At 68.8% G+C, this 24,960-nt stretch carries 34 protein-coding genes and 1 pseudogene; all 35 read left to right on the forward strand.

Going from position 1 to position 24,960, the window contains the following annotated elements; genetic code table 11:
* The first annotated feature begins 353 nt into the window (after positions 1-353).
* Positions 354-1,880 carry an amino acid adenylation domain-containing protein gene (locus tag AB0H32_RS16090; RefSeq protein ID WP_361119918.1) on the forward strand — a complete coding sequence of 509 codons (1,527 nt, stop codon included), beginning with the start codon at positions 354-356 and terminating at the stop codon, positions 1,878-1,880.
* Positions 1,877-2,155: a phosphopantetheine-binding protein gene (locus AB0H32_RS16095; RefSeq protein ID WP_361119920.1), complete on the forward strand. Its 279-nt coding sequence runs from the start codon at positions 1,877-1,879 to the stop codon at positions 2,153-2,155. The genes AB0H32_RS16090 and AB0H32_RS16095 overlap by 4 nt, the downstream gene beginning before the upstream one ends.
* Positions 2,156-2,172: 17 nt before the next feature.
* The gene (locus AB0H32_RS16100) at positions 2,173-3,288 is read left to right on the forward strand and encodes an acyl-CoA dehydrogenase (RefSeq protein WP_361119923.1); all 1,116 of its coding nucleotides are present in this window, start codon (positions 2,173-2,175) and stop codon (positions 3,286-3,288) included.
* On the forward strand, positions 3,288-4,472 hold the full coding sequence (locus AB0H32_RS16105) for an acyl-CoA dehydrogenase family protein (protein WP_361119926.1): 1,185 nt from the start codon (positions 3,288-3,290) through the stop codon (positions 4,470-4,472). The genes AB0H32_RS16100 and AB0H32_RS16105 overlap by 1 nt, the downstream gene beginning before the upstream one ends.
* Positions 4,473-4,478: 6 nt before the next feature.
* Complete coding sequence (locus tag AB0H32_RS16110; protein WP_361119929.1) at positions 4,479-8,885, forward strand: amino acid adenylation domain-containing protein; 4,407 nt, start codon at positions 4,479-4,481, stop codon at positions 8,883-8,885.
* A gap of 14 nt (positions 8,886-8,899) precedes the next feature.
* Positions 8,900-9,673, forward strand: coding sequence for an alpha/beta fold hydrolase (locus AB0H32_RS16115; protein ID WP_361119932.1), 774 nt, complete (start codon positions 8,900-8,902; stop codon positions 9,671-9,673).
* 406 nt (positions 9,674-10,079) lie between these two features.
* Positions 10,080-10,388, forward strand: coding sequence for a 30S ribosomal protein S10 (gene rpsJ, locus AB0H32_RS16120; protein ID WP_003948644.1), 309 nt, complete (start codon positions 10,080-10,082; stop codon positions 10,386-10,388).
* A 17-nt stretch (positions 10,389-10,405) separates the two neighbouring features.
* The gene (gene rplC / locus AB0H32_RS16125; protein ID WP_020135811.1) at positions 10,406-11,050 is read left to right on the forward strand and encodes a 50S ribosomal protein L3; all 645 of its coding nucleotides are present in this window, start codon (positions 10,406-10,408) and stop codon (positions 11,048-11,050) included.
* Between the two features lie 8 nt (positions 11,051-11,058).
* The gene (rplD, locus tag AB0H32_RS16130) at positions 11,059-11,715 is read left to right on the forward strand and encodes a 50S ribosomal protein L4 (protein ID WP_361119935.1); all 657 of its coding nucleotides are present in this window, start codon (positions 11,059-11,061) and stop codon (positions 11,713-11,715) included.
* Positions 11,715-12,134 (forward strand): 50S ribosomal protein L23, encoded by a 420-nt coding sequence (gene rplW, locus AB0H32_RS16135; RefSeq protein ID WP_071373347.1) that lies wholly within the window; start codon positions 11,715-11,717, stop codon positions 12,132-12,134. The genes rplD and rplW overlap by 1 nt, the downstream gene beginning before the upstream one ends.
* A gap of 40 nt (positions 12,135-12,174) precedes the next feature.
* Positions 12,175-13,011 (forward strand): 50S ribosomal protein L2, encoded by an 837-nt coding sequence (gene rplB, locus AB0H32_RS16140; protein WP_353600330.1) that lies wholly within the window; start codon positions 12,175-12,177, stop codon positions 13,009-13,011.
* 12 nt (positions 13,012-13,023) lie between these two features.
* Positions 13,024-13,305 (forward strand): 30S ribosomal protein S19, encoded by a 282-nt coding sequence (gene rpsS, locus AB0H32_RS16145; RefSeq protein WP_003992359.1) that lies wholly within the window; start codon positions 13,024-13,026, stop codon positions 13,303-13,305.
* 44 nt (positions 13,306-13,349) lie between these two features.
* A complete protein-coding gene (rplV, locus tag AB0H32_RS16150; RefSeq protein WP_003974262.1) occupies positions 13,350-13,697 on the forward strand; it encodes a 50S ribosomal protein L22 in 348 nt (115 codons plus the stop codon).
* Positions 13,697-14,515, forward strand: coding sequence for a 30S ribosomal protein S3 (gene rpsC, locus AB0H32_RS16155; RefSeq protein WP_055706471.1), 819 nt, complete (start codon positions 13,697-13,699; stop codon positions 14,513-14,515). Before rplV ends, rpsC begins: the two co-directional genes overlap by 1 nt.
* 5 nt (positions 14,516-14,520) lie before the next feature.
* Positions 14,521-14,940, forward strand: coding sequence for a 50S ribosomal protein L16 (gene rplP / locus AB0H32_RS16160; protein ID WP_030967307.1), 420 nt, complete (start codon positions 14,521-14,523; stop codon positions 14,938-14,940).
* Entirely contained in the window at positions 14,940-15,164 is a 225-nt protein-coding gene (gene rpmC / locus AB0H32_RS16165; RefSeq protein ID WP_007494763.1) for a 50S ribosomal protein L29, read from the forward strand. Before rplP ends, rpmC begins: the two co-directional genes overlap by 1 nt.
* On the forward strand, positions 15,164-15,448 hold the full coding sequence (rpsQ, locus tag AB0H32_RS16170; RefSeq protein WP_018543912.1) for a 30S ribosomal protein S17: 285 nt from the start codon (positions 15,164-15,166) through the stop codon (positions 15,446-15,448). Before rpmC ends, rpsQ begins: the two co-directional genes overlap by 1 nt.
* Positions 15,449-15,543: 95 nt before the next feature.
* Entirely contained in the window at positions 15,544-15,912 is a 369-nt protein-coding gene (gene rplN, locus AB0H32_RS16175) for a 50S ribosomal protein L14 (protein ID WP_003998823.1), read from the forward strand.
* 2 nt (positions 15,913-15,914) lie between these two features.
* Positions 15,915-16,238: a 50S ribosomal protein L24 gene (gene rplX, locus AB0H32_RS16180; protein WP_033272457.1), complete on the forward strand. Its 324-nt coding sequence runs from the start codon at positions 15,915-15,917 to the stop codon at positions 16,236-16,238.
* Positions 16,238-16,795, forward strand: a complete 558-nt coding sequence (gene rplE / locus AB0H32_RS16185) for a 50S ribosomal protein L5 (protein WP_097252926.1) — start codon at positions 16,238-16,240, stop codon at positions 16,793-16,795. Before rplX ends, rplE begins: the two co-directional genes overlap by 1 nt.
* A 5-nt stretch (positions 16,796-16,800) precedes the next feature.
* The gene (locus AB0H32_RS16190) at positions 16,801-16,986 is read left to right on the forward strand and encodes a type Z 30S ribosomal protein S14 (protein ID WP_003948630.1); all 186 of its coding nucleotides are present in this window, start codon (positions 16,801-16,803) and stop codon (positions 16,984-16,986) included.
* A gap of 213 nt (positions 16,987-17,199) precedes the next feature.
* Complete coding sequence (rpsH, locus tag AB0H32_RS16195) at positions 17,200-17,598, forward strand: 30S ribosomal protein S8 (RefSeq protein ID WP_007384075.1); 399 nt, start codon at positions 17,200-17,202, stop codon at positions 17,596-17,598.
* A gap of 24 nt (positions 17,599-17,622) precedes the next feature.
* Positions 17,623-18,162: a 50S ribosomal protein L6 gene (rplF, locus tag AB0H32_RS16200; RefSeq protein ID WP_067299853.1), complete on the forward strand. Its 540-nt coding sequence runs from the start codon at positions 17,623-17,625 to the stop codon at positions 18,160-18,162.
* A gap of 3 nt (positions 18,163-18,165) precedes the next feature.
* Positions 18,166-18,549 carry a 50S ribosomal protein L18 gene (rplR, locus tag AB0H32_RS16205; RefSeq protein WP_361119945.1) on the forward strand — a complete coding sequence of 128 codons (384 nt, stop codon included), beginning with the start codon at positions 18,166-18,168 and terminating at the stop codon, positions 18,547-18,549.
* 39 nt (positions 18,550-18,588) lie between these two features.
* A complete protein-coding gene (rpsE, locus tag AB0H32_RS16210; protein ID WP_361119948.1) occupies positions 18,589-19,194 on the forward strand; it encodes a 30S ribosomal protein S5 in 606 nt (201 codons plus the stop codon).
* Positions 19,194-19,376, forward strand: coding sequence for a 50S ribosomal protein L30 (rpmD, locus tag AB0H32_RS16215; RefSeq protein WP_003974250.1), 183 nt, complete (start codon positions 19,194-19,196; stop codon positions 19,374-19,376). The genes rpsE and rpmD overlap by 1 nt, the downstream gene beginning before the upstream one ends.
* Positions 19,377-19,378: 2 nt before the next feature.
* Complete coding sequence (gene rplO / locus AB0H32_RS16220) at positions 19,379-19,834, forward strand: 50S ribosomal protein L15 (protein WP_023547373.1); 456 nt, start codon at positions 19,379-19,381, stop codon at positions 19,832-19,834.
* A 189-nt stretch (positions 19,835-20,023) separates the two neighbouring features.
* Positions 20,024-21,337, forward strand: coding sequence for a preprotein translocase subunit SecY (gene secY, locus AB0H32_RS16225; protein WP_361119951.1), 1,314 nt, complete (start codon positions 20,024-20,026; stop codon positions 21,335-21,337).
* Positions 21,337-22,002, forward strand: a complete 666-nt coding sequence (locus AB0H32_RS16230; protein WP_361119954.1) for an adenylate kinase — start codon at positions 21,337-21,339, stop codon at positions 22,000-22,002. Before secY ends, AB0H32_RS16230 begins: the two co-directional genes overlap by 1 nt.
* Positions 22,003-22,100: 98 nt before the next feature.
* On the forward strand, positions 22,101-22,937 hold the full coding sequence (map, locus tag AB0H32_RS16235) for a type I methionyl aminopeptidase (RefSeq protein WP_361119957.1): 837 nt from the start codon (positions 22,101-22,103) through the stop codon (positions 22,935-22,937).
* Between the two features lie 162 nt (positions 22,938-23,099).
* A complete protein-coding gene (gene infA, locus AB0H32_RS16240) occupies positions 23,100-23,321 on the forward strand; it encodes a translation initiation factor IF-1 (protein WP_003948620.1) in 222 nt (73 codons plus the stop codon).
* 57 nt (positions 23,322-23,378) lie between these two features.
* Entirely contained in the window at positions 23,379-23,492 is a 114-nt protein-coding gene (gene rpmJ, locus AB0H32_RS16245; RefSeq protein ID WP_003998809.1) for a 50S ribosomal protein L36, read from the forward strand.
* Positions 23,493-23,677: 185 nt separating this feature from the next.
* Positions 23,678-24,058, forward strand: a complete 381-nt coding sequence (rpsM, locus tag AB0H32_RS16250) for a 30S ribosomal protein S13 (RefSeq protein WP_361119960.1) — start codon at positions 23,678-23,680, stop codon at positions 24,056-24,058.
* A gap of 65 nt (positions 24,059-24,123) precedes the next feature.
* A complete protein-coding gene (rpsK, locus tag AB0H32_RS16255; RefSeq protein WP_003956432.1) occupies positions 24,124-24,528 on the forward strand; it encodes a 30S ribosomal protein S11 in 405 nt (134 codons plus the stop codon).
* Between the two features lie 151 nt (positions 24,529-24,679).
* A pseudogene (locus AB0H32_RS16260) lies at positions 24,680-24,960 on the forward strand (DNA-directed RNA polymerase subunit alpha); the annotation flags it as partial.

A 24,960-nucleotide genomic window follows, 5' to 3' on the forward strand; every position in this document is an offset into this window, starting at 1 on the left:
CCGCCGAAGGCGGCGCCCAGGGGCCGGACACCACGGCAGGGCACGCCCGATCTTCGGGGTGCGCGGGCTGGCGCGGTCGGGAACTCCATCTATAGCCATGGCCGGCCGCGCCGAGAACCCCTGATTCCCGAGCCCCCCTAGGCAGCCTCAAGCACATCCCCAGCGCGCCCCGCCCCGACACAGGGGGGTCGCTGGGGTTCTGACAGGGCGGCACAGGAACCTAGGGTGGGCCTCGAAATCCGGTGGTGCGTCCCTGAAATCCGGTGGTGAGAGCCCGAATCGGGGAGCCCGGGCCCGGCCCGCGTCGCGGAGCCGGTCGCTGACACGGGTCGTACACGTCGAGGAGTCCCACGGTGAACCCGCCACGGTCGAACGCGCCCGCGCGTCGACTGGATCAGGTACTGGCCGACGCTGCCGAGTACTTCGGTGACCGGCCCGCGCTGGTCGAGGAGACGACGTCCCTCACCTACCGGCAACTGGACGAACGCGTCACCGCACTCGCGCACGAGTTGACTCGGCACGGAGTCGGCCCGGGCTCCCGGGTCGGGGTGCACGCGCCCCGCGGGAGCACCGCGGTCGCGACGCTCTACGCGGTGCTGCGTGCCGGCGCCGTCGCCGCCCCGCTCGATCCCGCCGACCCGCCCGCCCGGCTGGCCCGCACCGTGCGCGGCAGCGGGCTGCACTTCCTGGCCACCACGGTCCCCGCTCGGGCGGCCGAGGCCGCCGCCCTGCTGGGCCGCGCCGACCAGGGCAGCGAACTGGACGGCCTCGTGCTGCTGCCGGTCGCCGACGAGACCGCCGGTGACCTGGCACTCGACGGCGGCTACATCTTCTCCACCTCCGGCAGCACCGGTACGCCCAAGGGCGTCCTGCTGTCCCACGAGAACGTCCTGCACTTCGCCGACTGGGCCGCCCGCACCCTCGGGCTGCGCGCCCAGGACCGGGTCGGCGCCCAGGCCGCGTTCACCTTCGACCTCAGCACGTTCGACCTGTACTCCTCCGCTCTGGCGGGTGCGGCCGTGCACCTCATGCCCGAGCGGCTCACCGCGTTTCCGGCCGAGGTCGCGGGCTGGCTGCGCGAGCACGAGATCTCCGTCCTGTACGCGGTGCCCACGCTGTACCGGCTGTTGCGCAAGACGGGACTGCTCACCGCGCGCAGCGCGCCCCGGCTGAGGCTGTTCGCCTTCGCCGGCGAGCCGCTGTCGCCCGATCTGCTCGCCTGGTACCTCGCCGAGTTCCCCGGCGCCTCCTGCCACAACCTGTACGGCCCCACCGAGACCAACGTGTGCACGGCCGCCCACTTCCCGCCCGGCAGCACGGTCGGGGCCACGGTGCCGATCGGACGGGCCATCGACGGCGCGCACACCGTGGTCCTGGATCCGGACGGCCACCCCGCCCGGCGCGGCGAACTGCACGTCGCCGGACCGACCGTGCTGCGCGGCTACCTGGTGGACGGCCAACTGCGCGACCCCGCCCGGGAGGTCCGCTTCGACGACGGCGTCACGCGCCGTGCCTACCCCACCGGTGACCTCGCCGAGACCGCCGACGACGGCGGGCTCCTGTTGCTCGGCCGCGCCGACGACCAGGTCAAGCGCCGCGGCCACCGCATCGACCTGCAGGACGTCGAGAGCGCCCTGCGCGAGACCGTCGCCGCGGAGGCCTGCGCCGTCGTCGCCAAGCGGGGAGCGCACGAGGGCGAGATCTGGGCGTACGTGGTCGGCGCCACGAGCGAGCGCCAGGTCCTGACCGCACTGGCCGGCGTGCTGCCGCGCCGGATGCTGCCCGACCGCATTGTCCTGACCGACCGCCTGCCGGTGAGCGGGCACGGAAAGGTCGACCGACGCGAGCTTGCCGAGCTCGCCAGCACCGAAGGAGCATGATGCAATCCGTCGCCGACCTGTGCGCCCTGATCCAGGAGTACGCCGCGTCCCCGCTCTCCCCGCTCGCCGTCCAGGAGGCCGGCTTCGAGGTCACCCCCGATCTGCGGCTGCTCGACAGCGGCCTGCTCGACTCGATGAGCGTCCTCACCCTCGTGGTGGAGATCGAGCAGCGGTGCGGGATCAGCATCCCGGAAGAGGAGATCGTCGCCGCGAACTTCCGCACGCCCGCCCATCTGTGGGAGCTCGTCTCGTCGCTGCGCGCGCAGACCGTCTGAGCACCGGGGGAGAGCACATGTACGAACAGGAAGTGGTCGTCGGCAAGTTCCGTGAACTGGCCGGCACCCTGCCGACGTTCACGGGACGGGACGGCTTCCGTGCCCACTGGCAGGAACTCGCCGGGCTGGGGGTGCTGCACGAAGGCGGCGACGGCTGGGTCACCGAGGCCGTGGCCAGGTTCGAGGGGCTCGGCCTCGGCGGCATCGACCCGGGCCTGTGCTACGGCGCCGCCTCCCAGCTGTTCGGCATCCAGATGCCGCTGCGCATGCTGCTGTCGCCCGGGCAGCTCGGGCTGCTGGACGGCACCGCCACCGGTGAGCTGCTGCTGTGCCACGCGTCGACGGAGGAGGGCGGCGGCAGCGACCCGCTGTCCGGTACCACCACCGCGACCCGGCTGCCCGACGGCTCCTACTGTCTGTCCGGCCGCAAGTCCTTCATCACCGCGGCCCCCGTCGCCGATCGCGGGCTCGTCTTCGCCAGGACCGGCGAAGGACGTTCCCCCTTCGCCCTGTCGGCGTTCCTGGTGGACCTCGACTCACCCGGCGTCACCCGGGGCGCACCGGAGGACAAGAGCGCCCTGCCCGGCGTCCCGATGGGCTCGCTCACCTTCGACGACGTCACCGTGCCGGCCGACCGGCTGGTGCTGCGCGAGGGCGCGGGCCTCATGGTGATGGCCGCCACGACCACCTGCGAGCGGGCGCTGCTGCTGTCGTATGCGCTCGGCCCCATGCGCCGGCTGCTGGAGGAGACGGTCCAGTGGGCCGCCACCCGCCGCCAGTTCGACCGCCCGATGGGCGCCAGCCACCAGGTCGCCGGCCGGGTCGCCGACATGGCGATCCGGGTGCACCGGTCCCGTGAGCTGATCTACGGGATGGCCCGCCGGATCGACGAGGGGACCGCCGTCCGGCACTTGGCGAACGAGGCGGCCATGGTCAAGATCTCCGTCACCGAGGACCATCTGTACCTCGCCGAGACCGCCGGCATGCTCGCCGGGGTACGGGCCTTCATCCGGGACCGGGACGGCTTCGCGGACCTGGCCAGCGCACTCGCCGGGTCGGTGTACGCAGGCCCGAACGATCTGCTGCGCGTCTCCGTGGCCCGCGGCCTCGGCCTGCCGGTGGGGAACCACTGATGGCAGCGGAACCCTCCGTCCCCGCCGAACTCCTCGACCGGGCAACCGCGCTCGCCGAGGCCCTGGCTCCGATGGCGGCCGACGTGGACACGGGAGCCACGGACGGCACGGCCGGCCTGAAGCTGCTCAAGGACGCCGGGCTGCTGCGCCTGCTCGTTCCACGGGACTCCGGCGGCGACGGCCTGTCGTTCGCGCAGTACACCCGGATCCTGGAGGTCCTCGGCGCCCGGGACGCGGCCTCCGCGCTCGCCCTGAACATGCACAACGTGTCGATCGGGGCGCTCTGCGAAGCCGCCGGAGGGCGGCTCGGCACGGCAGGGCGGTCCTTCGCCGACTGGGCCTTCCGGGAGATCACCGCATACGACCGCATGTTCGCCTCGGCCACGTCCGAGGCGGGCAGCGGTGCCAAGCTGCGCGGAGTTCGCACCACCTACCGGCGCGACGACGGCGGATACGTGCTCGAGGGGCAGAAGTCCTTCGTGTCCCTCGCCGGCGTGGCCGACTACTACGTCGTCGCCGCACGGGACGCCGCCGAGGACGCCGAGAACGAGGTGTCCCACTTCGTCGTGGCCGCCACCGACGAGGGCGTCGCCTTCGGCACTCCCTGGCCGGGCCAAGCCCTGGCCGGCACCCACACGGCCGGTATGGCGCTGGACGGGGTCCGCGTCGGGCGCGAGCGGCTCTTCCTCGGCGTCGAGGGCATGTCCCTGTTCAAGCTGGTCCGCGAGCCGCACTGGATGGTGTCCGGCTACACCGGTGCCTACCTGGGGCTCGCCGGGGCGATCCTGCGCGAACTGACGGAGAGTGTGCGCACCAGCCCGGCCCGCGCCACCTCGCCCGTGGCCGTCCGGGAACTGGGCAGGCTGTCGATCCGGCTGGCCGCGGCCCGCGCCCTCACCTACGCGGCCTGTGCCGAGGTGGACACGGCCCGTGGGACGCAACCGGCCAACGCCGGTGTGCACGCGGCGAAGTACGCCGTGGGGGAGCTGCTCGCGGACCTGGCGGCGAGCGCGCCGCAGCTGGCCGGCACCGCCGCGCTCGACCGGCGCCGACCGTTGCAGCGGTATCTGCGCGAGGCGCCGTTCTGCTCCGTGATGCCCGCCAAGCCCGACGAGTGCCTCGAATACGTCGGCAAGACCGCGCTCGGCGTCAACCTGGCCGACGCCCGCGCCTTCGACTGGTAGGGGAGCATGACGCAGCCGCTGACCGACGCCCAGCTCGGCATCTGGTACGCGCACCAACTCGATCCGTCGGGAACGGGGTACCAGGGTGCCCAGTACGTCGACATCGACGGACCCGTGGAGGTGCCGGCCTTTGTGGCCGCCGTACACCGGGCGGTCGAGGAGACCGGCACCCTGCGGGTGACCTTCGCCGACGGTCCGCACGGCCCCGTGCTGACCGCCGACACCTCCGCGTGGCGCGTGGAGGTCACCGACCTGCAGGGCGCCGACGACCCCCGTGCCGCGGCACACGCCCGCATGGCCGCCGACCTCGCCCGTCCGGTCGATCTCTCCCACGGCCCGCTGTTCACCCAGGCGCTGTACGTCCTGGGGCCGCGCCGGTTCCTTTGGTACCAGCGGGCGCACCACATCGTGATGGACGGCTACGGGCACGCCCTGGTCACCCGGCGGGTGGCTGAGCTGTACGCACGACCGGACCTGCCCGCCCGGCCGTTCACCGGCCAGGGGGCCATGCTCGAGGCGGACGCCGGATACGCCGGCTCTCCGGCCCAGGACGCGGACCGCGCCTACTGGCTGGAGCATCTGCGCGGCCTGCCCGCGCCGCCGCCGACGATCGCCGGCCGGACGGCATCCGTGCCCGGCAACTTCCACCGCCGCACCCTGGTGCTGCCCTCCGACGCCGCGGACGGCCTGGTCAGGGCCGCCGGGGACAGCGCCGCCCACTTCTCCCCGGCCCTGATCGCGGGTGTCGCCGCCTACCTCTCCCGTACCACCGGGGCGCGCGACGTGGTGCTCGGTCTGCCGACCCCGGGCCGGGCCGGCGCGTCGGCCCAGGCCTTCGCCGGCACGGCGTCGAACATCGTGCCGCTGCGGGTGCGGGTGGACGGGTCCCAGACCCTGCCGGAGCTGACGGCCGAGGTCTCCGGCGCGGTGTGGCGCTCGCTGCGTCGCCAGCGGTACCGGTTCGAGCACCTGCGCCGCGACCTGCGCACCGGCGATGCCGTCTTCGGCCCCCTGGTCAACGTCCTGCCGTTCCACCGCGATCTGCGCTTCGGGGAGCATCCCGCGACCGTGCACGGCCTCGCGCACGGGCCGGTCTTCGACCTGTCCTTCTCGTGCGTGACCGACCGGGCGGTCCGGGACCGGGTCCGGATCGACCTCGATGCCAACCCTGCGTTGTACACGCCGTCGGACCTGGTCGGCCACAGCCGGCGCTTCCCGGCTTTTCTGGCCTCCCTCGCCCAGGGCACCCCCATCGCCACCGCCCCGCTGGGTACCTCCGGCGAGGCTGTGCTCCTGGCGCCGGTGCCACCGGCCGAGGAGCGCGGGCAGGTGCCCGGGGTGCACGCCCTGATCGCCGCGCATGTCGCCGAGACACCCGACGCCGTCGCCGTCATCAGCAGCGACGGCAGCCTGACCTACCGCGAGCTGGACGAGCGGGCCGGGCGGCTCGCGGACCGGCTGCGGGCTCGCGGCGCCCGGCCGGGCACCCTCGTGGCCCTCTCGCTGGCCCGTACGACCCGACTGCCGGTCGCCCTGCTGGCCGTGCTGAAGACCGGCGCCGCCTACCTGCCCGTGGACCCCGCCTACCCCGCCGACCGCATCCGCTTCATGCTGCGGGACGCCGCCCCCGTCCTGCTGCTGACGGACGACACCGGACGGCTGGAGACACCGGTTCCCACACTCTCCCTGGACGAGCACGACGAGCACGACGGGCACGACGGGCACGACGGTCAGGCCGCGGCCACCGCCGTCACTCCCACCCCTCCCGGAGCCGCCGCCTACGTCATCTACACCTCCGGCTCCACCGGCACCCCCAAGGGCGTCGTGGTCTCCGCCGCCGCGATGGCCGAGTTCGTGCACTGGGCCGTCACCGAGCTCGGCACCCGCCGGCTGCGCCACGTCCTCGCCGCGACCTCGTTGAACTTCGACGTGTCCGTGTTCGAGCTGTTCGCCCCGCTCGCAGCGGGCGGCACGGTGGAACTGGTACCCAACCTGCTGGCTCTGGCGGAACGCCCCTGGAAGGGCAGCCTGCTCAGCGGAGTGCCCTCCGCCGTGGCCGGACTGCTGCAGCAGACCGCCACGCCGTTCGACGCCGAGACGGTCGTCCTCGCCGGCGAGGCATTGCCGGCCGCCCTGGTCGCCGGACTCCGCGAGCGCCTCCCGGAGTGCGAGATCCTCAACCTCTACGGGCCGACGGAGGCCACCGTCTATGCCACGGCCTGGCGCGCCCCGGACGACCCGGGGGCCAGACCCCTGATCGGACGGCCGCTCGCCGCCCGCCGGGCCTACGTCCTCGACTCCGTGCTGCGGCCGGTCCCGCCGGGCACCGAGGGCGAGCTGTACCTGGCCGGAGCGGGCGTCGCCGACGGCTATCTGGGCCGGCCCGCGCTGACCGCCCAACGGTTCCTCGCCGACCCCTTCGGCCGACCCGGCGAGCGTATGTACCGCACCGGCGACCTCGTACGCCGCAACGCGGACGGTGACCTCGACTACCTGGGCCGCTTGGACGACCAGGTGAAGATCCGCGGCTTCCGTATCGAACCGGGCGAGGTCGAGGCCGCGCTGGCATGCTGCCCCGGCGTTACCGCCGTCGCCGTCGTGGCTCGTGAGGACGCCACGGGCCACAAACAGCTCGTCGCCTACCTGGTGGGCACGGCCTCCGGCAGTGAGGTCCGGGCCCACGCCACCGGTGCGCTGCCCCGGCACCTGGTCCCCGCCGCCTTCGTGACCCTCGACGAGCTGCCGCTCAGCCCGAACGGCAAACTCGATCGGGCGGCGCTGCCCGCACCCGACTTCCACGGCCCGGCGGGCCCGGCGGGTTCCAGCACCCCGCGCGACGAGCGCGAGGCTGCCGTACAGCAAGCGTTCCGGGACGCCCTGGGCCTCACCGACGTGGGCCTGGACGACGACTTCTTCGAGCTCGGCGGGCACTCCCTGTCCGCGACCCAGGTGATCGCCCGGGTACGTGTGGCGCTCGGCGCCGACGTCTCGCTGCGCATTCTGTTCGATCACCCGACGGTGTCCGCTCTCGCGGCGGCGCTGCCCTCCGGGACGGTCCCGGCTCCGGCCCCCGCCGCCCTCGACCGGGACACGATCCCGCTCTCTCCGGGCCAGCGCAGGCTGTGGTTCATCGACCAGCTGGCGGGCCCGAGCTACACGGTGCCGTGGGCGGTCCGGCTCACCGGACACGTCGACCACGGCCTCCTGCGCGAGGCCCTCGCCGACACGGCCGCACGACACGAGGCGCTGCGCACCGTCTATCCAGAGACCGACGGCGAGCCGCGCCAGCGGATCACCGACCGGGTGCCGGACCTGCTGGTCCGCAGGATCGAGCCGGCCGCACTCGACGAGGCCGTCCATGCGGAGCTCGGCACCGGCTGGCAGCTGGCCGAACGCCCGCCCGTACGCGTGGTGTTGTTCGAGACCGGCCCCGACGACGCCGTGCTGCTCGTGGCGGCCCACCACATCGCACTGGACGGGTGGTCGCTCGGCCTGCTCGCCCGGGACCTGAGCACGGCTTACGACGCCCGCGGCGGGGGCCGGGCACCCGACTGGGAGCCGGTCACGCCGTACAGCGAGTACGCGATGCGCGAGCGCGCCAGAGACCTCACGGGGCAGATCAGCTACTGGCGGGAGCGTCTGAAGGGACTCCCGGACTGCGTCGACCTGCCCGTGGACCGGCCGCGGCCGGCGCTGGCGAACGCGGAGGGGGCCGAGGCCCGCTTCACCCTGGACGCCGAGACCGTCTCCCGCGCCCGAACGGTCGCGGCAGGGGCCGGCGCCAGCCTGTTCATGGTGCTTCACGCCGCGCTGGCCGCCCTGCTCACCCGGCTCGGCGCCGGCACCGACGTACCGATCGGAGCCGTGGTGGCCGGGCGTACCCATCCGTCGTACGAGGACACCATCGGCTGTTTCGTGAACACTCTGGTGCTGCGCACCGACACCTCGGGCAACCCTGCCTTCGGCGATCTGCTCGCCTCCGTGCGGGACGCCGACCTCGCCGACTACGCCCAGCAGGACATCGGGTTCGACCAGGTGGTCGAGGCGACACGGCCGGCACGCAGTCCCGCACACCACCCCCTGTTCCAGACGATGCTCTCGCTGCGCAACACGCCTCCTGCCACCCTCCGGCTGCCCGGCGTCCGGGCCACACCGCTTCCCGTGGCCCTGCCGTCGGTGAAGTTCGATCTCACGTTCCAGCTGGCCGAGACCGGGGCCGGTCCGATCGAGGGCAGGCTCCAGTACCGCACCGACCTGTTCGAGGAGGAGACCGCGCGCGCACTGACAGAGCGGTTCACCCGCTTCCTCGCGGCCGTGGTCGCCGATCCGGCGCGCCGTATCGGATCCGTCGACATCCTGACCGACGCCGAACGCCGTATGTTCCCCTCCCGCGCCGCCGGGCGGACGCAGTGAAGGAGGCACACGAGATGACCGGCCGCTGGCTGCGGACCCTGAAGCCCTGCTCCCGGCCGCGGCTGCGGCTCGTCTGCTTCCCGCACGCCGGAGGAGCGGCGAGCTACTTCGTACCGTGGGCGCAGGCGGTGCCCGGCGACATGGAGCTGCTCTCGGTGCGCTATCCCGGCCGTGAGGACCGGCTGGCCGAACCCTTCGCCGAGTCGATCGAGCAGCTCGCCGAGGCGATCGCCCGCGCGTGCGCCCCCCTCTCCGACCGGCCCCTGGTGTTCTTCGGCCACAGCATGGGCGCCTCTGTCGCCTACGAGACCGCGGCACGGCTGGCAGCCCAGGACCGGCCCCCGGCGCTGCTGTGCGTCTCCGCCCGCCAGGGCCCTGGACGGTCTCAACCCACCCGGTCACTGGCCCACCTGGATGACGACAGGCTCATCGCCGAGGTGCGCGCCCTCGGCGGCACCCATGCCCAGGCCTTCGACCATCCGGAGCTGCGGCCTCTGGTCCTGCCGGCCATCCGGTCCGACTACCGGCTGCTCAGCACGTACGAGCCCAGGGTCATGACCCTGCCCTGCCCGGTCGCCGCCTACTGCGGAACGACGGACGCGGCCGTCCCGGAAGAGTCCGTCCGTGCCTGGCAGGCCGTGACCCGCTCGGGCTTCACCCTGCGCGTCTTCCCCGGCGGCCACTTCTACCTGGCGGACCGCGTACAGGACCTGGTCGCCGATGTCCTGGCCCGCGAGACACCGTCGCGCGCAGGAGCGGGAGCCCGGGGCCCCGGCGCTCCGGTTTGACCCACGTCACCCCCGGGGTATTCTCTCCGGCTCGATTGGCGGAGCCCCCGCCCCATATGGCAGACTGTCCGAGTTGCTCGGTCGAGTGTTGATGCTGCGCGCCTCCCGCCGGGAGGACCGGAAGCGAGTCCCACAGTACTCGTCGCCCTAACTGCCTGCGGGCAGCACTGGGGCGGACGTACGGGAATCTTTCGGGAAGTGGAGTGCGGCACCGACCAGGCGCCCGGTGGGCCTTCCGCCCTCGGCTTGCGGTTCCGGAAGGGCCGTGTGCATTCCCCGCAGGGATGTTCGAACAAGGGGCATCTGTGTCAGCGGGAGCGCGACACGCCCGACCGCGTGGGTCGGAGGACGGAAAGACGGAACACCGGGTTCCAGAGCGTTGAAGAGACAGGACTACTGAGTAGCCATGGCGGGACAGAAGATCCGCATCCGGCTCAAGGCCTACGACCACGAGGTCATCGACTCCTCGGCGAAGAAGATCGTCGAGACGGTGACCCGCACTGGTGCGTCGGTCGCGGGCCCGGTGCCGCTGCCCACTGAGAAGAACGTGTACTGCGTCATCAAGTCGCCGCACAAGTACAAGGACTCGCGCGAGCACTTCGAGATGCGCACGCACAAGCGCCTGATCGACATTCTCGACCCCACCCCCAAGACCGTTGACTCTCTGATGCGACTCGACCTCCCGGCCGGTGTCGACATCGAGATCAAGCTCTGAGGGTCGGTGAGCTGAGAATGGCTAAGCAGATCAAGGGCATCCTGGGCGAGAAGCTCGGCATGACGCAGGTGTGGGACGAGAACAACCGCGTTGTTCCGGTCACCGTCGTCAAGGCCGGCCCCAACGTCGTCACCCAGGTCCGTACGAACGATGTCGACGGCTACGAGTCGGTCCAGATCGCCTTCGGCGAGATCGACCCGCGCAAGGTGAACAAGCCCCTCAAGGGCCACTTCGCCAAGGCCGACGTCACCCCGCGCCGCCACCTCGTCGAGATCCGTACCGCTGACGCCAGCGAGTACACCCTCGGCCAGGAGATCACCGCCGAGGTGTTCGAGGCCGGCATCAAGGTCGACGTGACCGGCAAGAGCAAGGGCAAGGGCTTCGCCGGTGTCATGAAGCGTCACAACTTCAAGGGCCTCGGCGCCGGACACGGCACCCAGCGCAAGCACCGCTCGCCCGGTTCCATCGGTGGCTGCGCCACCCCGGGCCGCGTGTTCAAGGGCCTCCGCATGGCGGGTCGCATGGGCAACGAGCGGGTCACCACCCAGAACCTGACCGTCCACGCCGTTGACGCGGAGAAGGGTCTGCTGCTCATCAAGGGCGCGGTTCCCGGTCCGAACGGCGGCCTCGTCCTGGTCCGCACCGCGGCCAAGGGGGCCTGAGGTAACCGATGAGCACTGTTGACATCCTTTCGCCGGCGGGCGACAAGGCCGGTACCGTCGAGCTCCCCGCGGAGATCTTCGACGTAGAGAAGATCAGCGTTCCGCTGCTTCACCAGGTCGTCGTCGCGCAGCTGGCTGCTGCCCGTCAGGGCACCCACAAGACGAAGACCCGTGGCGAGGTCCGTGGTGGCGGCAAGAAGCCGTACCGCCAGAAGGGCACCGGCCGCGCCCGTCAGGGCTCGACCCGCGCGCCGCAGTTCGCCGGTGGTGGCGTCGTCCACGGCCCGCAGCCGCGTGACTACTCGCAGCGGACCCCGAAGAAGATGAAGGCCGCGGCCCTGCGCCACGCCCTCACCGACCGGGCCCGCCACAACCGCATCCACGTCGTCTCCGGCGTGGTCGAGGGCGGCAACCCGTCCACGAAGGCCGCGAAGAGCCTGTTCGGCAAGATCTCGGAGCGCAAGAACCTGCTCCTGGTCGTCGATCGCGCCGACGAGGCCGCGTGGCTGTCCGCCCGCAACCTGCCCCAGGTCCACATCCTGGAGCCGGGCCAGCTGAACACGTACGACGTTCTCGTCTCGGACGACGTGGTCTTCACCCAGGCCGCTTTCGAGTCCTTCGTGTCTGGCCCCAAGGCCGCTGACACCGAAGGGAGCGAGGCCTGATGGCTACGCGTCACCCGAGCATTGCCTCGAAGGCCGCCAAGGCCGCCAAGGCCGCGCGCGTCGCCAAGGCGAAGCGCCACGCCACCGAGGGCAAGAACACCGTCGAGACCCCGCTGAGCAAGTCGTACACGGACCCCCGTGACGTCCTGCTGAAGCCGGTCGTCTCCGAGAAGAGCTACGCGCTCCTCGACGAGAACAAGTACACGTTCATCGTCGACCCGAACGCCAACAAGACCCAGATCAAGCAGGCCGTCCAGGCGGTCTTCTCGGTCAAGGTCACCGGGGTCAACACGATCAACCGCCAGGGCAAGCGCAAGCGCACGAAGACCGGCTTCGGTCAGCGTGCCGGCAGCAAGCGCGCGATCGTGACCCTCGCCGAGGGCGACCGTATCGACATCTTCGGCGGTCCGACCGCCTAAGGGCGGTCCGGATCGTCCGATATCGGACGAGGACTGAGAAATGGGAATCCGCAAGTACAAGCCGACTACGCCGGGCCGTCGTGGCGCCAGCGTCGCCGACTTCGTCGAGGTCACGCGGTCCACGCCGGAGAAGTCGCTGGTCCGCCCCCTGCACAGCAAGGGCGGCCGTAACAACGCCGGTCGTGTGACCGTTCGCCACCAGGGTGGCGGACACAAGCGCGCCTACCGCGTGATCGACTTCCGTCGTCACGACAAGGACGGCGTGCCGGCGAAGGTCGCGCACATCGAGTACGACCCCAACCGCACCGCGCGCATCGCGCTGCTGCACTACGCCGACGGCGAGAAGCGCTACATCCTCGCCCCGCGCAACCTGCAGCAGGGTGACCGCGTCGAGAACGGTCCCGGGGCCGACATCAAGCCGGGCAACAACCTGGCCATCCGCAACATCCCGGTCGGTACCACGATCCACGCGATCGAGCTCCGTCCCGGTGGCGGTGCCAAGTTCGCCCGCTCCGCCGGTGCCTCCGTGCAGCTGCTCGCGAAGGAGGGCTCGATGGCCCACCTGCGCATGCCGTCCGGTGAGATCCGCCTGGTCGACGTCCGCTGCCGCGCCACCATCGGTGAGGTCGGCAACGCCGAGCAGAGCAACATCAACTGGGGTAAGGCCGGCCGTAAGCGGTGGCTGGGCGTTCGCCCGACCGTCCGTGGTGTCGTCATGAACCCGGTTGACCACCCGCACGGTGGTGGTGAGGGCCGGACCTCCGGTGGTCGCCACCCTGTGTCCCCGTGGGGCAAGAAGGAAGGCCGTACTCGTTCGCCCAAGAAGGCGTCGAACAAGTACATCGTCCGCCGCCGCAAGACGAACAAGAAGCGCTAAGGACGGGTTGAGATGCCTCGTAGCCTGAAGAAGGGGCCCTTCGTCGACGACCACCTGATCAAGAAGGTGGACGCCCAGAACGAAGCCGGCACCAAGAACGTCATCAAGACCTGGTCCCGCCGCTCGATGATCGTCCCGGCCATGCTGGGCCACACGCTCGCGGTGCACAACGGCAAGACCCACATCCCGGTGTTCGTCACCGAGTCGATGGTCGGCCACAAGCTCGGCGAGTTCTCGCCGACCCGCACCTTCCGGGGCCACGTCAAGGACGACCGGAAGTCGAAGCGCCGCTAGTAGCGGATCGCATTCAGACACGTAAGTAACTGAGAGGGACAACCATGGAAGCCAGGGCCCAGGCGCGGTACATCCGCGTTACGCCCATGAAGGCCCGCCGCGTGGTGGACCTTATCCGTGGCATGGATGCCACGGAGGCTCAGGCTGTTCTGCGATTCGCTCCGCAGGCAGCCTCCGTGCCGGTCGGCAAGGTGCTCGACAGCGCCATCGCCAACGCCGCGCACAACTACGACCACACCGACGCCGACAGCCTCTTCATCTCCGAGGCGTACGTCGACGAGGGTCCGACCCTGAAGCGGTTCCGTCCGCGTGCCCAGGGCCGTGCCTACCGGATCCGCAAGCGGACCAGCCACATCACCGTGGTCGTCAGCAGCAAGGAAGGAACCCGGTAATGGGCCAGAAGGTAAACCCGCATGGGTTCCGGCTCGGTGTCACGACCGACTTCAAGTCGCGTTGGTACGCCGACAAGCTGTACAAGGACTACGTCAAGGAAGACGTCGCCATCCGTCGGATGATGACGTCCGGCATGGAGCGCGCCGGTATCTCGAAGGTTGAGATCGAGCGCACCCGTGACCGCGTGCGGGTGGACATCCACACCGCTCGTCCGGGCATCGTCATCGGCCGCCGTGGCGCCGAGGCCGACCGCATCCGCGGCGACCTCGAGAAGCTCACGGGCAAGCAGGTCCAGCTGAACATCCTCGAGGTCAAGAACCCCGAGACCGACGCTCAGCTGGTGGCCCAGGCCGTTGCCGAGCAGCTCTCCTCCCGCGTCTCCTTCCGCCGCGCCATGCGTAAGAGCATGCAGTCGGCGATGAAGGCCGGCGCCAAGGGCATCAAGATCCAGTGCGGTGGCCGCCTCGGCGGCGCCGAGATGTCCCGCTCGGAGTTCTACCGCGAGGGCCGCGTGCCCCTGCACACGCTCCGTGCGAACGTGGACTACGGCTTCTTCGAGGCCAAGACGACCTTCGGCCGCATCGGTGTGAAGGTCTGGATCTACAAGGGCGACGTCAAGAACATCGCCGAGGTCCGCGCCGAGAACGCTGCGGCCCGTGCGGGTAACCGCCCGGCCCGCGGTGGTGCCGACCGCCCGGCCCGTGGTGGCCGCGGTGGCGAGCGGCGCGGTCGCAAGCCGCAGCAGGCTGCCGGCGCCGAGGCCCCCAAGGCCGAGGCTCCCGCCGCTCCGGCTGAGAGCACCGGAACGGAGGCCTGACCGAAATGCTGATCCCCCGTAGGGTCAAGCACCGCAAGCAGCACCACCCGAAGCGCAGCGGCGCTGCCAAGGGTGGCACGACGGTTGCGTTCGGCGAGTACGGCATCCAGGCGCTCACCCCGGCGTATGTGACGAACCGTCAGATCGAGGCCGCTCGTATCGCCATGACGCGTCACATCAAGCGTGGTGGCAAGGTCTGGATCAACATCTACCCGGACCGTCCGCTCACCAAGAAGCCCGCCGAGACCCGCATGGGTTCCGGTAAGGGTTCTCCGGAGTGGTGGATTGCCAACGTCAAGCCCGGACGCGTGATGTTCGAGCTGTCGTACCCCAACGAGAAGATTGCGCGTGAGGCTCTGACTCGTGCGGCTCACAAGCTGCCGATGAAGTGCCGGATCGTCAAGCGCGAGGCAGGTGAAGCGTGATGTCGGCCGGTACCAAGGCGTCCGAGCTGCGCGAGCTGGGCAACGAGGAGCTTCTGGCGAAGCTCCGCGAGGCCAAGGAAGAGCTGTTCAACCTCCGCTTCCAGGCGGCGACGGGCCAGCTCGAGAACCATGGCCGTCTGAAGGCGGTCCGCAAGGACATCGCGCGGATCTACACCCTGATGCGCGAGCGTGAGCTGGGCATCGAAACGGTGGAGAACGCCTGATGAGCGAGAAGAACGTGACTGAGAACGCAGAGGCGCGCGGTTTCCGCAAGACCCGTGAGGGTCTCGTCGTCAGCGACAAGATGGACAAGACCGTCGTCGTCGCCGTCGAGGACCGCGTCAAGCACGCGCTGTACGGCAAGGTCATCCGCCGTACGAACAAGCTCAAGGCGCACGACGAGCAGAACGCCGCGGGTGTCGGCGACCGCGTCCTCCTCATGGAGACCCGGCCGCTGTCCGCGACGAAGCGCTGGCGCGTCGTCGAGATCCTCGAGAAGGCCAAGTAATTCCTGCGGGCATTCCCGCAGGACAGTTCCGCCAGGCTCCGGGAGCCGCTCACTGAGCGGCTCCCGGGGAACCGGCAGACAAACAGGAGATAGACGTGATCCAGCAGGAGTCGCGACTGCGCGTCGCCGACAACACTGGTGCGAAGGAGATCCTTTGCATCCGTGTGCTCGGTGGCTCCGGTCGCCGCTACGCGGGCATCGGTGACGTCATCGTCGCCACCGTCAAGGACGCGATCCCCGGCGGCAACGTGAAGAAGGGTGACGTCGTCAAGGCCGTCATCGTTCGCACCGTCAAGGAGCGCCGCCGTCCGGACGGCTCGTACATCCGCTTCGACGAGAACGCCGCCGTCATTCTGAAGAACGACGGCGACCCTCGCGGCACCCGTATCTTCGGCCCGGTCGGCCGTGAGCTGCGCGAGAAGAAGTTCATGAAGATCATCTCGCTCGCGCCGGAGGTGCTGTAAGCATGAAGATCAAGAAGGGCGACCTGGTCCAGGTCATCACCGGTAAGGACAAGGGCAAGCAGGGCAAGGTCATCGCGGCCTTCCCCCGCGAGGACCGTGTCCTGGTCGAGGGTGTCAACCGGGTCAAGAAGCACACCAAGGCCGGCCCGACCGCCAGCGGTTCGCAGGCGGGCGGCATCGTCACGACCGAGGCGCCGATCCACGTCTCCAACGTCCAGCTGGTCGTTGAGAAGGACGGCAACAAGGTCGTGACGCGTGTCGGTTACCGCTTCGACGACGAGGGCAACAAGATCCGCGTTGCCAAGCGGACGGGTGAGGACATCTGATGGCTACCACCACCACTCCGCGTCTGAAGCAGAAGTACCGCGAGGAGATCGCGGGCAAGCTGCGTGACGAGTTCAAGTACGAGAACGTCATGCAGATCCCCGGTCTCGTCAAGATCGTGGTCAACATGGGTGTGGGCGACGCCGCCCGCGACTCCAAGCTGATCGAGGGCGCCATCCGCGACCTCACCACGATCACCGGTCAGAAGCCGCAGGTCACCAAGGCCCGCAAGTCCATCGCGCAGTTCAAGCTGCGTGAGGGTCAGCCGATCGGTGCCCACGTCACGCTCCGTGGCGACCGCATGTGGGAGTTCCTGGACCGCACCCTGTCGCTCGCGCTCCCGCGCATCCGCGACTTCCGTGGTCTGTCCCCCAAGCAGTTCGACGGCCGTGGCAACTACACCTTCGGTCTCACGGAGCAGGTCATGTTCCACGAGATCGACCAGGACAAGATCGACCGTGTCCGGGGTATGGACATCACCGTGGTCACCACGGCGACCAACGACGCTGAGGGCCGCGCGCTCCTTCGTCACCTCGGCTTCCCGTTCAAGGAGGCGTGAGCGAGATGGCGAAGAAGGCTCTGATCGCTAAGGCTGCTCGCAAGCCCAAGTTCGGTGTGCGTGGCTACACCCGCTGCCAGCGCTGCGGCCGTCCGCACTCCGTGTACCGCAAGTTCGGCCTGTGCCGCGTGTGCCTTCGTGAGATGGCTCACCGTGGCGAGCTGCCGGGCGTGACCAAGAGCTCCTGGTAATCCCCGCTTTTTAGGGATTCCTGAAGCTCTCGGTAAGCATCTGGGTCGGCAGGGGCCCTTCTCCGCATGCCGTAGGCTTGTGGGGTTGGGCGTCTGCCGCGCCCGTACGACTTACTACGCCGTAGGTCCACCGCGCCGCACCCGTCCCGTCTCGGATCGGGGAGAGGGATGGCGCACCAGGAAACCCCGGCGAGAGAGGCCGAAGGCCAATTCATGACCATGACTGATCCGATCGCAGACATGCTTACGCGTCTGCGGAACGCGAACTCGGCATACCACGACTCCGTGACGATGCCGGCATCGAAGATCAAGTCGCACATCGCGGAGATCCTCCAGCAGGAGGGCTTCATCACGGGCTGGAAGGTCGAGGACGCCGAGGTCGGCAAGAACCTCGTCCTCGAGCTGAAGTTCGGCCCGAACCGTGAGCGCTCCATCGCGGGCATCAAGCGGATCTCCAAGCCCGGTCTCCGGGTGTACGCGAAGTCCACCAACCTGCCGAAGGTGCTCGGCGGCCTCGGCGTGGCGATCATCTCCACGTCGCACGGGCTCCTCACCGACAAGCAGGCCGGCAAGAAGGGCGTGGGTGGGGAAGTCCTCGCCTACGTCTGGTAGCGGAAGGGAACGGAGGAAACAGCTATGTCGCGTATTGGCAAGCTCCCCATCACGGTTCCCGCCGGCGTGGACGTCACCATCGACGGCCGTACGGTCTCGGTCAAGGGCCCCAAGGGCACGCTGACCCACACCGTCGTCGCGCCGATCGACATCGTCAAGGGTGAGGACGGCGTTCTGAACGTCACCCGTCCGAACGACGAGCGTCAGAACAAGGCCCTGCACGGCCTGTCCCGCACGCTGGTGGCGAACATGATCACCGGCGTGACCCAGGGTTACGTGAAGAAGCTCGAGATCAGCGGTGTCGGTTACCGCGTCACGGCCAAGGGCTCGAACCTCGAGTTCGCGCTCGGCTACAGCCACCCGATCGTCGTCGAGGCGCCCGAGGGCATCACCTTCAAGGTGGAGACCCCGACCCGCTTCCAGGTCGAGGGCATCGACAAGCAGAAGGTCGGCGAGGTTGCGGCCAACATCCGCAAGCTGCGCAAGCCCGACCCGTACAAGGCCAAGGGCGTCAAGTACGAGGGCGAAGTCATCCGCCGCAAGGTCGGAAAGGCGGGTAAGTAAGCCATGGCATACGGGCAGAAGATCCTCAAGGGCGACGCCTACAAGCGCGCCGCGATCAAGCGCCGTCACATCCGGATCCGCAAGAACATTTCCGGTACGGCGGAGCGTCCCCGTCTGGTCGTGACCCGCTCCAACCGCCACATCGTGGCGCAGGTGATCGACGACCTCAAGGGCCACACCCTGGCGTCCGCGTCCACCCTGGACGCGTCCGTCCGCGGTGGCGAGGGCGACAAGTCCTCGCAGGCCAAGCAGGTCGGCGCCCTGGTCGCCGAGCGTGCCAAGGCCGCCGGTGTCGAGGCTGTCGTGTTCGACCGTGGTGGCAACCAGTACGCCGGGCGCATCGCCGCCCTGGCGGACGCCGCCCGCGAAGCCGGGCTCAAGTTCTGAGCCTGCCGTAGCTAGCGGAAACAGAGAGAGGTAATTCCAATGGCTGGACCCCAGCGCCGCGGTGGCGGTGCCGGTGGCGGCGAGCGGCGGGACCGGAAGGGCCGTGACGGCGGCGCTGCTGCCGCCGAGAAGACCGCGTACGTTGAGCGCGTCGTCGCGATCAACCGCGTCGCCAAGGTTGTGAAGGGTGGTCGTCGCTTCAGCTTCACCGCGCTGGTCGTGGTGGGCGACGGTGACGGCACCGTGGGTGTCGGTTACGGCAAGGCCAAGGAGGTGCCGGCCGCCATCGCCAAGGGTGTTGAGGAGGCCAAGAAGCACTTCTTCAAGGTCCCCCGTATCCAGGGCACCATCCCGCACCCGATCCAGGGTGAGAAGGCTGCCGGCGTCGTGCTGCTCAAGCCCGCGTCCCCGGGTACCGGTGTTATCGCCGGTGGTCCGGTGCGTGCCGTGCTCGAGTGCGCCGGTATCCACGACATCCTGTCGAAGTCGCTCGGCTCCGACAACGCGATCAACATCGTGCACGCGACCGTGGAGGCCCTGAAGGGCCTGCAGCGTCCCGAGGAGGTCGCGGCCCGCCGTGGTCTGCCGCTCGAGGACGTCGCGCCCGCGGCTCTGCTGCGTGCCCGCGCCGGAGTGGGTGCGTGATGGCTCAGCTGAAGATCACGCAGGTCAAGTCCTACATCGGCAGCAAGCAGAACCACCGTGACACCCTGCGCTCCCTTGGTCTCAAGGGCATCAACACGCAGGTCGTCAAGGAGGACCGCCCCGAGTTCCGCGGAATGGTGCACACCGTCCGCCACCTCGTGACGGTCGAGGAGGTCGACTGATCATGGCGGAGCAGAACCCGCTGAAGATCCACAACCTCCGTCCCGCCCCGGGCGCCAAGACCGCCAAGACCCGTGTGGGTCGTGGTGAGGCGTCCAAGGGTAAGACGGCTGGTCGTGGTACCAAGGGCACCAAGGCCCGCTACCAGGTTCCGGAGCGCTTCGAGGGTGGCCAGATGCCGCTCCACATGCGCCTCCCGAAGCTGAAGGGCTTCAAGAACCCGTTCAAGACCGAGTTCCAGGTCGTGAACCTCGACAAGCTGGCCGCGCTCTACCCCGAGGGTGGCGAGGTCACGGTCGAGGGTCTGGTGGCCAAGGGTGCCGTTCGCAAGAACAGCCTCGTCAAGGTCCTCGGCCAGGGCGAGATCTCCGTGGCGCTGCAGGTGACGGTCGACGCCGTCTCCGGCTCCGCCAAGGAGAAGATCACCGCCGCGGGCGGTACGGTCACCGAGCTCGTCTGAGTCCTTCGGACGCCTTGATGACGTAAACGATCCCGACCGGGGATACCTCACAATGGGGTATCCCCGGTTGGTCGTTCCAAGGGGGGCAGTGTCGCCGGTAAGGTGGCATGCACTGCTCTTTTTTCTGTATCCGTCGAATCTCACGACCGTCACCCTTGACGCAGTTGCGCGGGGGTCGCAGGAGGCACCGTGCTCACCGCGTTCGCCCGGGCGTTCAGGACGCCCGACCTGCGCAAGAAGCTGCTGTTCACGCTGGCCATCATCGTGGTGTACCGGGTCGGTACCCACGTTCCGATCCCCGGCGTCAACTACAAGGCCGTCCAGCAGTGTGTCAGCGAGGCGGGCGCCAACCAGGGCCTGTTCGGTCTCGTGAACATGTTCAGCGGTGGTGCACTGCTGCAGATCACGATCTTCGCGCTCGGCATCATGCCGTACATCACGGCCAGCATCATCCTTCAGCTGCTCACCGTGGTCATCCCGCGCCTGGAAGCCCTGAAGAAGGAGGGCCAGGCCGGTACGGCGAAGATCACGCAGTACACCCGTTACCTGACGGTGGCGCTCGCCATTCTGCAGGGCACCGGCCTGGTGGCCACCGCCCGCAGCGGCGCCCTCTTCAACGGATGCTCGGTCGCCTCGAGCATCGTTCCGGACCAGGCGATCTTCACGACGATCACCATGGTCGTCTGCATGACCGCCGGTACGGCCGTCGTCATGTGGCTCGGTGAGCTGATCACCGACCGCGGCATCGGCAACGGCATGTCGATCCTGATGTTCATCTCGATCGCCGCGACCTTCCCGTCCGCGCTGTGGGCCATCAAGAAGCAGGGTTCGCTGGCCGGCGGCTGGATCGAGTTCGGCACGGTCATCCTGGTCGGCCTGGTCATGGTCGCCCTCGTCGTCTTCGTCGAGCAGGCCCAGCGCCGTATCCCGGTGCAGTACGCGAAGCGCATGATCGGCCGTCGTTCCTACGGTGGTACGTCCACCTACATCCCGCTCAAGGTGAACCAGGCGGGTGTGATTCCCGTCATCTTCGCCTCGTCGCTGCTCTACATTCCGGCCCTGGTGGCGCAGTTCTCGGGGGGCAATTCGAGCTGGACGGTCTGGATCAAGAACAACCTGACCAAGGGCGACCACCCGATTTACATCACTCTGTACTTCTTGCTCATCGTTTTCTTCGCGTTCTTCTACGTGGCTATCTCCTTCAACCCCGAGGAAGTCGCGGACAACATGAAGAAGTATGGTGGCTTCATCCCGGGCATCCGGGCTGGCCGACCGACCGCTGAGTACCTGAGCTACGTGCTCAACCGGATCACCTGGCCGGGTTCGCTGTATCTGGGTCTGATTGCTCTCGTACCAACAATGGCGTTGGTCGGGTTCGGGGCGACGAACAACTTCCCGTTCGGCGGGACCAGCATCCTGATCATCGTGGGTGTCGGTCTCGAGACGGTGAAGCAGATCGAGAGCCAGCTCCAGCAGCGCAATTACGAAGGGTTCCTCCGCTGATGCGTATCGTCCTCGTCGGGCCGCCGGGTGCCGGTAAGGGAACGCAAGCCGTCCGCCTCTCAGAAGAGCTGTCGATCCCGCACATCTCCACGGGCGACCTGTTCCGGGCCAACATCAGCCAGCAGACCGAGCTGGGCAAGCTCGCGAAGTCCTACATGGACGCCGGCAACCTCGTCCCGGACGAGGTGACCATCGCGATGGCCAAGGACCGCATGGAGCAGCCGGACGCCGAGGGCGGCTTCCTGCTGGACGGCTTCCCGCGCAACGTCTCGCAGGCGGAGGCGCTGGACGAGCTGCTGGAGACCGAGGGCATCACGCTGGACGCCGTCCTGGACCTGGAGGTCCCGGAGGACGAGGTCGTCAAGCGGATCGCCGGCCGGCGCATCTGCCGCAACGACTCGTCCCACGTCTTCCACGTGACGTACAGCCCGCCGAAGAAGGAGGGCGTGTGCGACGTCTGCGGCGGTGAGCTGTACCAGCGCGACGACGACTCCGAGGACACGGTCCGCACGCGGCTGGAGGTCTACCACACGCAGACCGAGCCGATCATCGACTACTACAAGGCGCAGGGCCTGGTCGTGACGATCTCCTCCCTGGGCCCGGTGGACGAGATCACGCAGCGGGCGCTGGAGGCGCTCAAGCGCGAGAAGGCCGAGAACAAGTAGATCGCGGTCCTTCCGGCCGCGGTGCCCGCCAGGGTGCCGCGGCCGTAGTGTTGTGTACGTAGTCCAGCCGACGTGAGTGACGGAGAGCGCAGGCCCCCATGGTGCAGATCAAGACCCCCGAGCAGATCGCCAAGATGCGTGCGGCGGGGCTGGTCGTAGCCGCCATCCACGCGGCCACGCGCGAGGCCGCGGTGCCCGGTGCCTCCACCAAGGACCTGGACGAGGTCGCCCGAAAGGTGATCGCGGAACACGGCGCCAAGTCGAACTTCCTGGGATACGGCGGTTTCCCCGCGACGATCTGCACCTCGGTCAACGAAGTGGTCGTCCACGGCATCCCCGCCGAGAACGTCGTTCTGAAGGACGGCGACGTCATCTCCATCGACGCGGGCGCCATCGTCGACGGCTGGCACGGCGACGCGGCCTACACGGCCTTCGTGGGCTCCGGTCACGCTCCGGAACTGATCGAGCTGTCCCGGGTGACCGAGGAATCGATGTGGGCCGGCATCGCGGCCGTGAAGCAGGGCAACCGCCTGGTCGACGTCTCCCGGGCCATCGAGACGTACATCCGCCGCCAGCCCAAGCCGGGCGGCGGCAAGTACGGGATCATCGAGGACTACGGCGGCCACGGCATCGGCACCGAGATGCACATGGACCCGCACCTGCTGAACTACGTCGACCGCCGTCGTGGCAAGGGCCCCAAGCTGGTCTCCGGCTTCTGCCTCGCCATCGAGCCGATGGTCTCCCTCGGCACTCCCAGGACCGAGGTCCTGGAGGACGACTGGACGGTCATCACCACGGACGGCACCTGGTCCTCCCACTGGGAGCACTCGGTCGCGCTGACCGAGCAGGGCCCCCTGGTTCTCACAGCTCCTGACGGCGGCAAGGCCAAGCTGGCCGAGTACGGGGTGACCGCGGCCCCCGACCCCCTGGCTTAAGGATCAGGGGCATGGGGCAGACTTCCTCGATTCGTGTTTCAGGGTGCGCTGACGTAGACTGACTCGTCGGCTCTCGTGTACCCGCATGTCCGCATGCGCTCGCACTCGCCCCCCGGGGCGGGTCAGAGAGTCGATCAAGGTAGTCGATTCGAAGGGCGAAGCGTGGCCAAGAAGCAAGGTGCCATCGAGATCGAGGGCACTGTCGTCGAGTCTCTGCCGAACGCCATGTTCAAGGTCGAGCTCCAGAACGGCCACCAGGTCCTGGCACACATCAGCGGCAAGATGCGTATGCACTACATCCGCATCCTCCCTGACGACCGGGTCGTGGTGGAGCTGTCTCCGTACGACCTGACGCGTGGCCGGATCGTCTACCGGTACAAGTAGATCTTGCCCGCACTCCGGCTCGCCGGGGTGATGGCACTGACCCGGAGAACCTCACCCATGAAGGTCAAGCCGAGCGTCAAGAAGATCTGCGACAAGTGCAGGGTGATCCGCCGTCACGGTCGGGTCATGGTCATCTGCGAGAACCCGCGCCACAAGCAGCGCCAGGGCTGACGCACGACCGATCCCTCTGCATCGCAGAGATTCGCGCGACGCAAGCTGAATATGTTCATACGCAGGACCCGAGCGTTCAAGCTCGACACCCCCGGTTCGGAGGCCGGGGACCCGGTTCGTACCTGGTACGGCGGCCGGGAGCCGGTCTTGCGGAAGACCTCCGAAGATTCACCAGGAGCCATTGAATGGCACGCGTTTCCGGTGTTGACATCCCGCGCGACAAGCGCGTGGAGGTCGCCCTCACCTACGTGTTCGGCATCGGCCGGACCCTCTCCCAGCAGACGCTGGCCGAGACCGGTATCGACCCGAACACCCGCGTTCGCGACCTGACCGAAGAGCAGCTGGTCGCCATTCGCGAGTACGTCGACAACAACATCAAGACCGAGGGTGACCTCCGTCGCGAGATCCAGGCCGACATCCGCCGCAAGGTCGAGATCGGCTGCTACCAGGGTCTCCGTCACCGTCGCGGTCTGCCCGTCCGCGGTCAGCGCACCAGCACCAACGCCCGCACCCGCAAGGGCCCGCGTCGCGCCATCGCCGGCAAGAAGAAGCCGGGCAAGAAGTAGTCCGCAGCGGACACCTGTCCACGGTCTTCGCTGTAGGACCGACCACCTCCCGTAGGAGTTAGTAGATGCCCCCCAAGGGACGTCAGGGCGCTGCCAAGAAGGTGCGCCGCAAGGAAAAGAAGAACGTCGCTCACGGCCACGCGCACATCAAGAGCACGTTCAACAACACGATCGTCTCGATCACGGACCCGTCGGGCAACGTGATCTCCTGGGCCTCCGCCGGCCACGTCGGCTTCAAGGGCTCCCGGAAGTCCACGCCGTTCGCCGCGCAGATGGCTGCCGAGTCGGCTGCCCGCCGCGCCCAGGAGCACGGCATGCGCAAGGTCGACGTGTTCGTCAAGGGCCCGGGCTCCGGTCGTGAGACCGCGATCCGCTCCCTGCAGGCCACGGGCCTCGAGGTCGGCTCCATCCAGGACGTCACCCCGACCCCGCACAACGGCTGCCGTCCGCCGAAGCGCCGCCGCGTCTGACGCACGGCCTTCGTCTGGCACAGGGTTCGGGCGGTACGGCTCCGTAAGGGGCGTGCCGCCCGTACCCTTGCAGTACCCGCACTTTTCACAGGTGCGGTTTCCGTAGGGCGTCAAATAGCGGGCGTCCACGAATGAAGGATCTGATCCACACATGCTGATCGCTCAGCGTCCCTCGTTGACCGAAGAGGTCGTCGACGAGTTCCGCTCCCGGTTCGTGATCGAGCCGCTGGAGCCGGGCTTCGGCTACACCCTCGGCAACTCCCTCCGCCGTACCCTCCTGTCCTCGATCCCGGGTGCCGCTGTCACCAGCATCCGCATCGACGGCGTTCTGCACGAGTTCACCACCGTGCCGGGCGTCAAGGAGGACGTCACCGACCTGATCCTCAACATCAAGCAGCTGGTCGTCTCCTCGGAGCACGACGAGCCGGTCGT

This window comes from Streptomyces sp. NPDC020362, from assembly GCF_040642095.1.
Classification (GTDB): Bacteria; Actinomycetota; Actinomycetes; order Streptomycetales; family Streptomycetaceae; genus Streptomyces.

Excerpts from the sequence above, each read along its gene's own strand:
- rplF (WP_067299853.1), top strand. The coding sequence starts at position 17,623 with ATGTCGCGTATTGGCAAGCTCCCCATCACGGTTCCCGCCGGCGTGGAC.
- rplE (WP_097252926.1), top strand. The coding sequence starts at position 16,238 with ATGGCTACCACCACCACTCCGCGTCTGAAGCAGAAGTACCGCGAGGAG.
- rpsJ (WP_003948644.1), top strand. The coding sequence starts at position 10,080 with ATGGCGGGACAGAAGATCCGCATCCGGCTCAAGGCCTACGACCACGAG.
- AB0H32_RS16110 (WP_361119929.1), top strand. The coding sequence starts at position 4,479 with ATGACGCAGCCGCTGACCGACGCCCAGCTCGGCATCTGGTACGCGCAC.
- rpmJ (WP_003998809.1), top strand. The coding sequence starts at position 23,379 with ATGAAGGTCAAGCCGAGCGTCAAGAAGATCTGCGACAAGTGCAGGGTG.
- rpmD (WP_003974250.1), top strand. The coding sequence starts at position 19,194 with ATGGCTCAGCTGAAGATCACGCAGGTCAAGTCCTACATCGGCAGCAAG.
- AB0H32_RS16115 (WP_361119932.1), top strand. The coding sequence starts at position 8,900 with ATGACCGGCCGCTGGCTGCGGACCCTGAAGCCCTGCTCCCGGCCGCGG.
- AB0H32_RS16100 (WP_361119923.1), top strand. The coding sequence starts at position 2,173 with ATGTACGAACAGGAAGTGGTCGTCGGCAAGTTCCGTGAACTGGCCGGC.
- rpmC (WP_007494763.1), top strand. The coding sequence starts at position 14,940 with ATGTCGGCCGGTACCAAGGCGTCCGAGCTGCGCGAGCTGGGCAACGAG.
- rplP (WP_030967307.1), top strand. The coding sequence starts at position 14,521 with ATGCTGATCCCCCGTAGGGTCAAGCACCGCAAGCAGCACCACCCGAAG.
- rpsM (WP_361119960.1), top strand. The coding sequence starts at position 23,678 with ATGGCACGCGTTTCCGGTGTTGACATCCCGCGCGACAAGCGCGTGGAG.
- rpsE (WP_361119948.1), top strand. The coding sequence starts at position 18,589 with ATGGCTGGACCCCAGCGCCGCGGTGGCGGTGCCGGTGGCGGCGAGCGG.
- rpsS (WP_003992359.1), top strand. The coding sequence starts at position 13,024 with ATGCCTCGTAGCCTGAAGAAGGGGCCCTTCGTCGACGACCACCTGATC.
- rpsH (WP_007384075.1), top strand. The coding sequence starts at position 17,200 with ATGACCATGACTGATCCGATCGCAGACATGCTTACGCGTCTGCGGAAC.
- map (WP_361119957.1), top strand. The coding sequence starts at position 22,101 with ATGGTGCAGATCAAGACCCCCGAGCAGATCGCCAAGATGCGTGCGGCG.
- rplD (WP_361119935.1), top strand. The coding sequence starts at position 11,059 with ATGAGCACTGTTGACATCCTTTCGCCGGCGGGCGACAAGGCCGGTACC.
- rplX (WP_033272457.1), top strand. The coding sequence starts at position 15,915 with ATGAAGATCAAGAAGGGCGACCTGGTCCAGGTCATCACCGGTAAGGAC.
- rplW (WP_071373347.1), top strand. The coding sequence starts at position 11,715 with ATGGCTACGCGTCACCCGAGCATTGCCTCGAAGGCCGCCAAGGCCGCC.
- rpsQ (WP_018543912.1), top strand. The coding sequence starts at position 15,164 with ATGAGCGAGAAGAACGTGACTGAGAACGCAGAGGCGCGCGGTTTCCGC.
- rpsK (WP_003956432.1), top strand. The coding sequence starts at position 24,124 with ATGCCCCCCAAGGGACGTCAGGGCGCTGCCAAGAAGGTGCGCCGCAAG.
- rplB (WP_353600330.1), top strand. The coding sequence starts at position 12,175 with ATGGGAATCCGCAAGTACAAGCCGACTACGCCGGGCCGTCGTGGCGCC.
- AB0H32_RS16095 (WP_361119920.1), top strand. The coding sequence starts at position 1,877 with ATGATGCAATCCGTCGCCGACCTGTGCGCCCTGATCCAGGAGTACGCC.
- AB0H32_RS16105 (WP_361119926.1), top strand. The coding sequence starts at position 3,288 with ATGGCAGCGGAACCCTCCGTCCCCGCCGAACTCCTCGACCGGGCAACC.
- rpsC (WP_055706471.1), top strand. The coding sequence starts at position 13,697 with ATGGGCCAGAAGGTAAACCCGCATGGGTTCCGGCTCGGTGTCACGACC.
- rplV (WP_003974262.1), top strand. The coding sequence starts at position 13,350 with ATGGAAGCCAGGGCCCAGGCGCGGTACATCCGCGTTACGCCCATGAAG.
- rplR (WP_361119945.1), top strand. The coding sequence starts at position 18,166 with ATGGCATACGGGCAGAAGATCCTCAAGGGCGACGCCTACAAGCGCGCC.
- rplC (WP_020135811.1), top strand. The coding sequence starts at position 10,406 with ATGGCTAAGCAGATCAAGGGCATCCTGGGCGAGAAGCTCGGCATGACG.
- AB0H32_RS16190 (WP_003948630.1), top strand. The coding sequence starts at position 16,801 with ATGGCGAAGAAGGCTCTGATCGCTAAGGCTGCTCGCAAGCCCAAGTTC.
- AB0H32_RS16230 (WP_361119954.1), top strand. The coding sequence starts at position 21,337 with ATGCGTATCGTCCTCGTCGGGCCGCCGGGTGCCGGTAAGGGAACGCAA.
- rplO (WP_023547373.1), top strand. The coding sequence starts at position 19,379 with ATGGCGGAGCAGAACCCGCTGAAGATCCACAACCTCCGTCCCGCCCCG.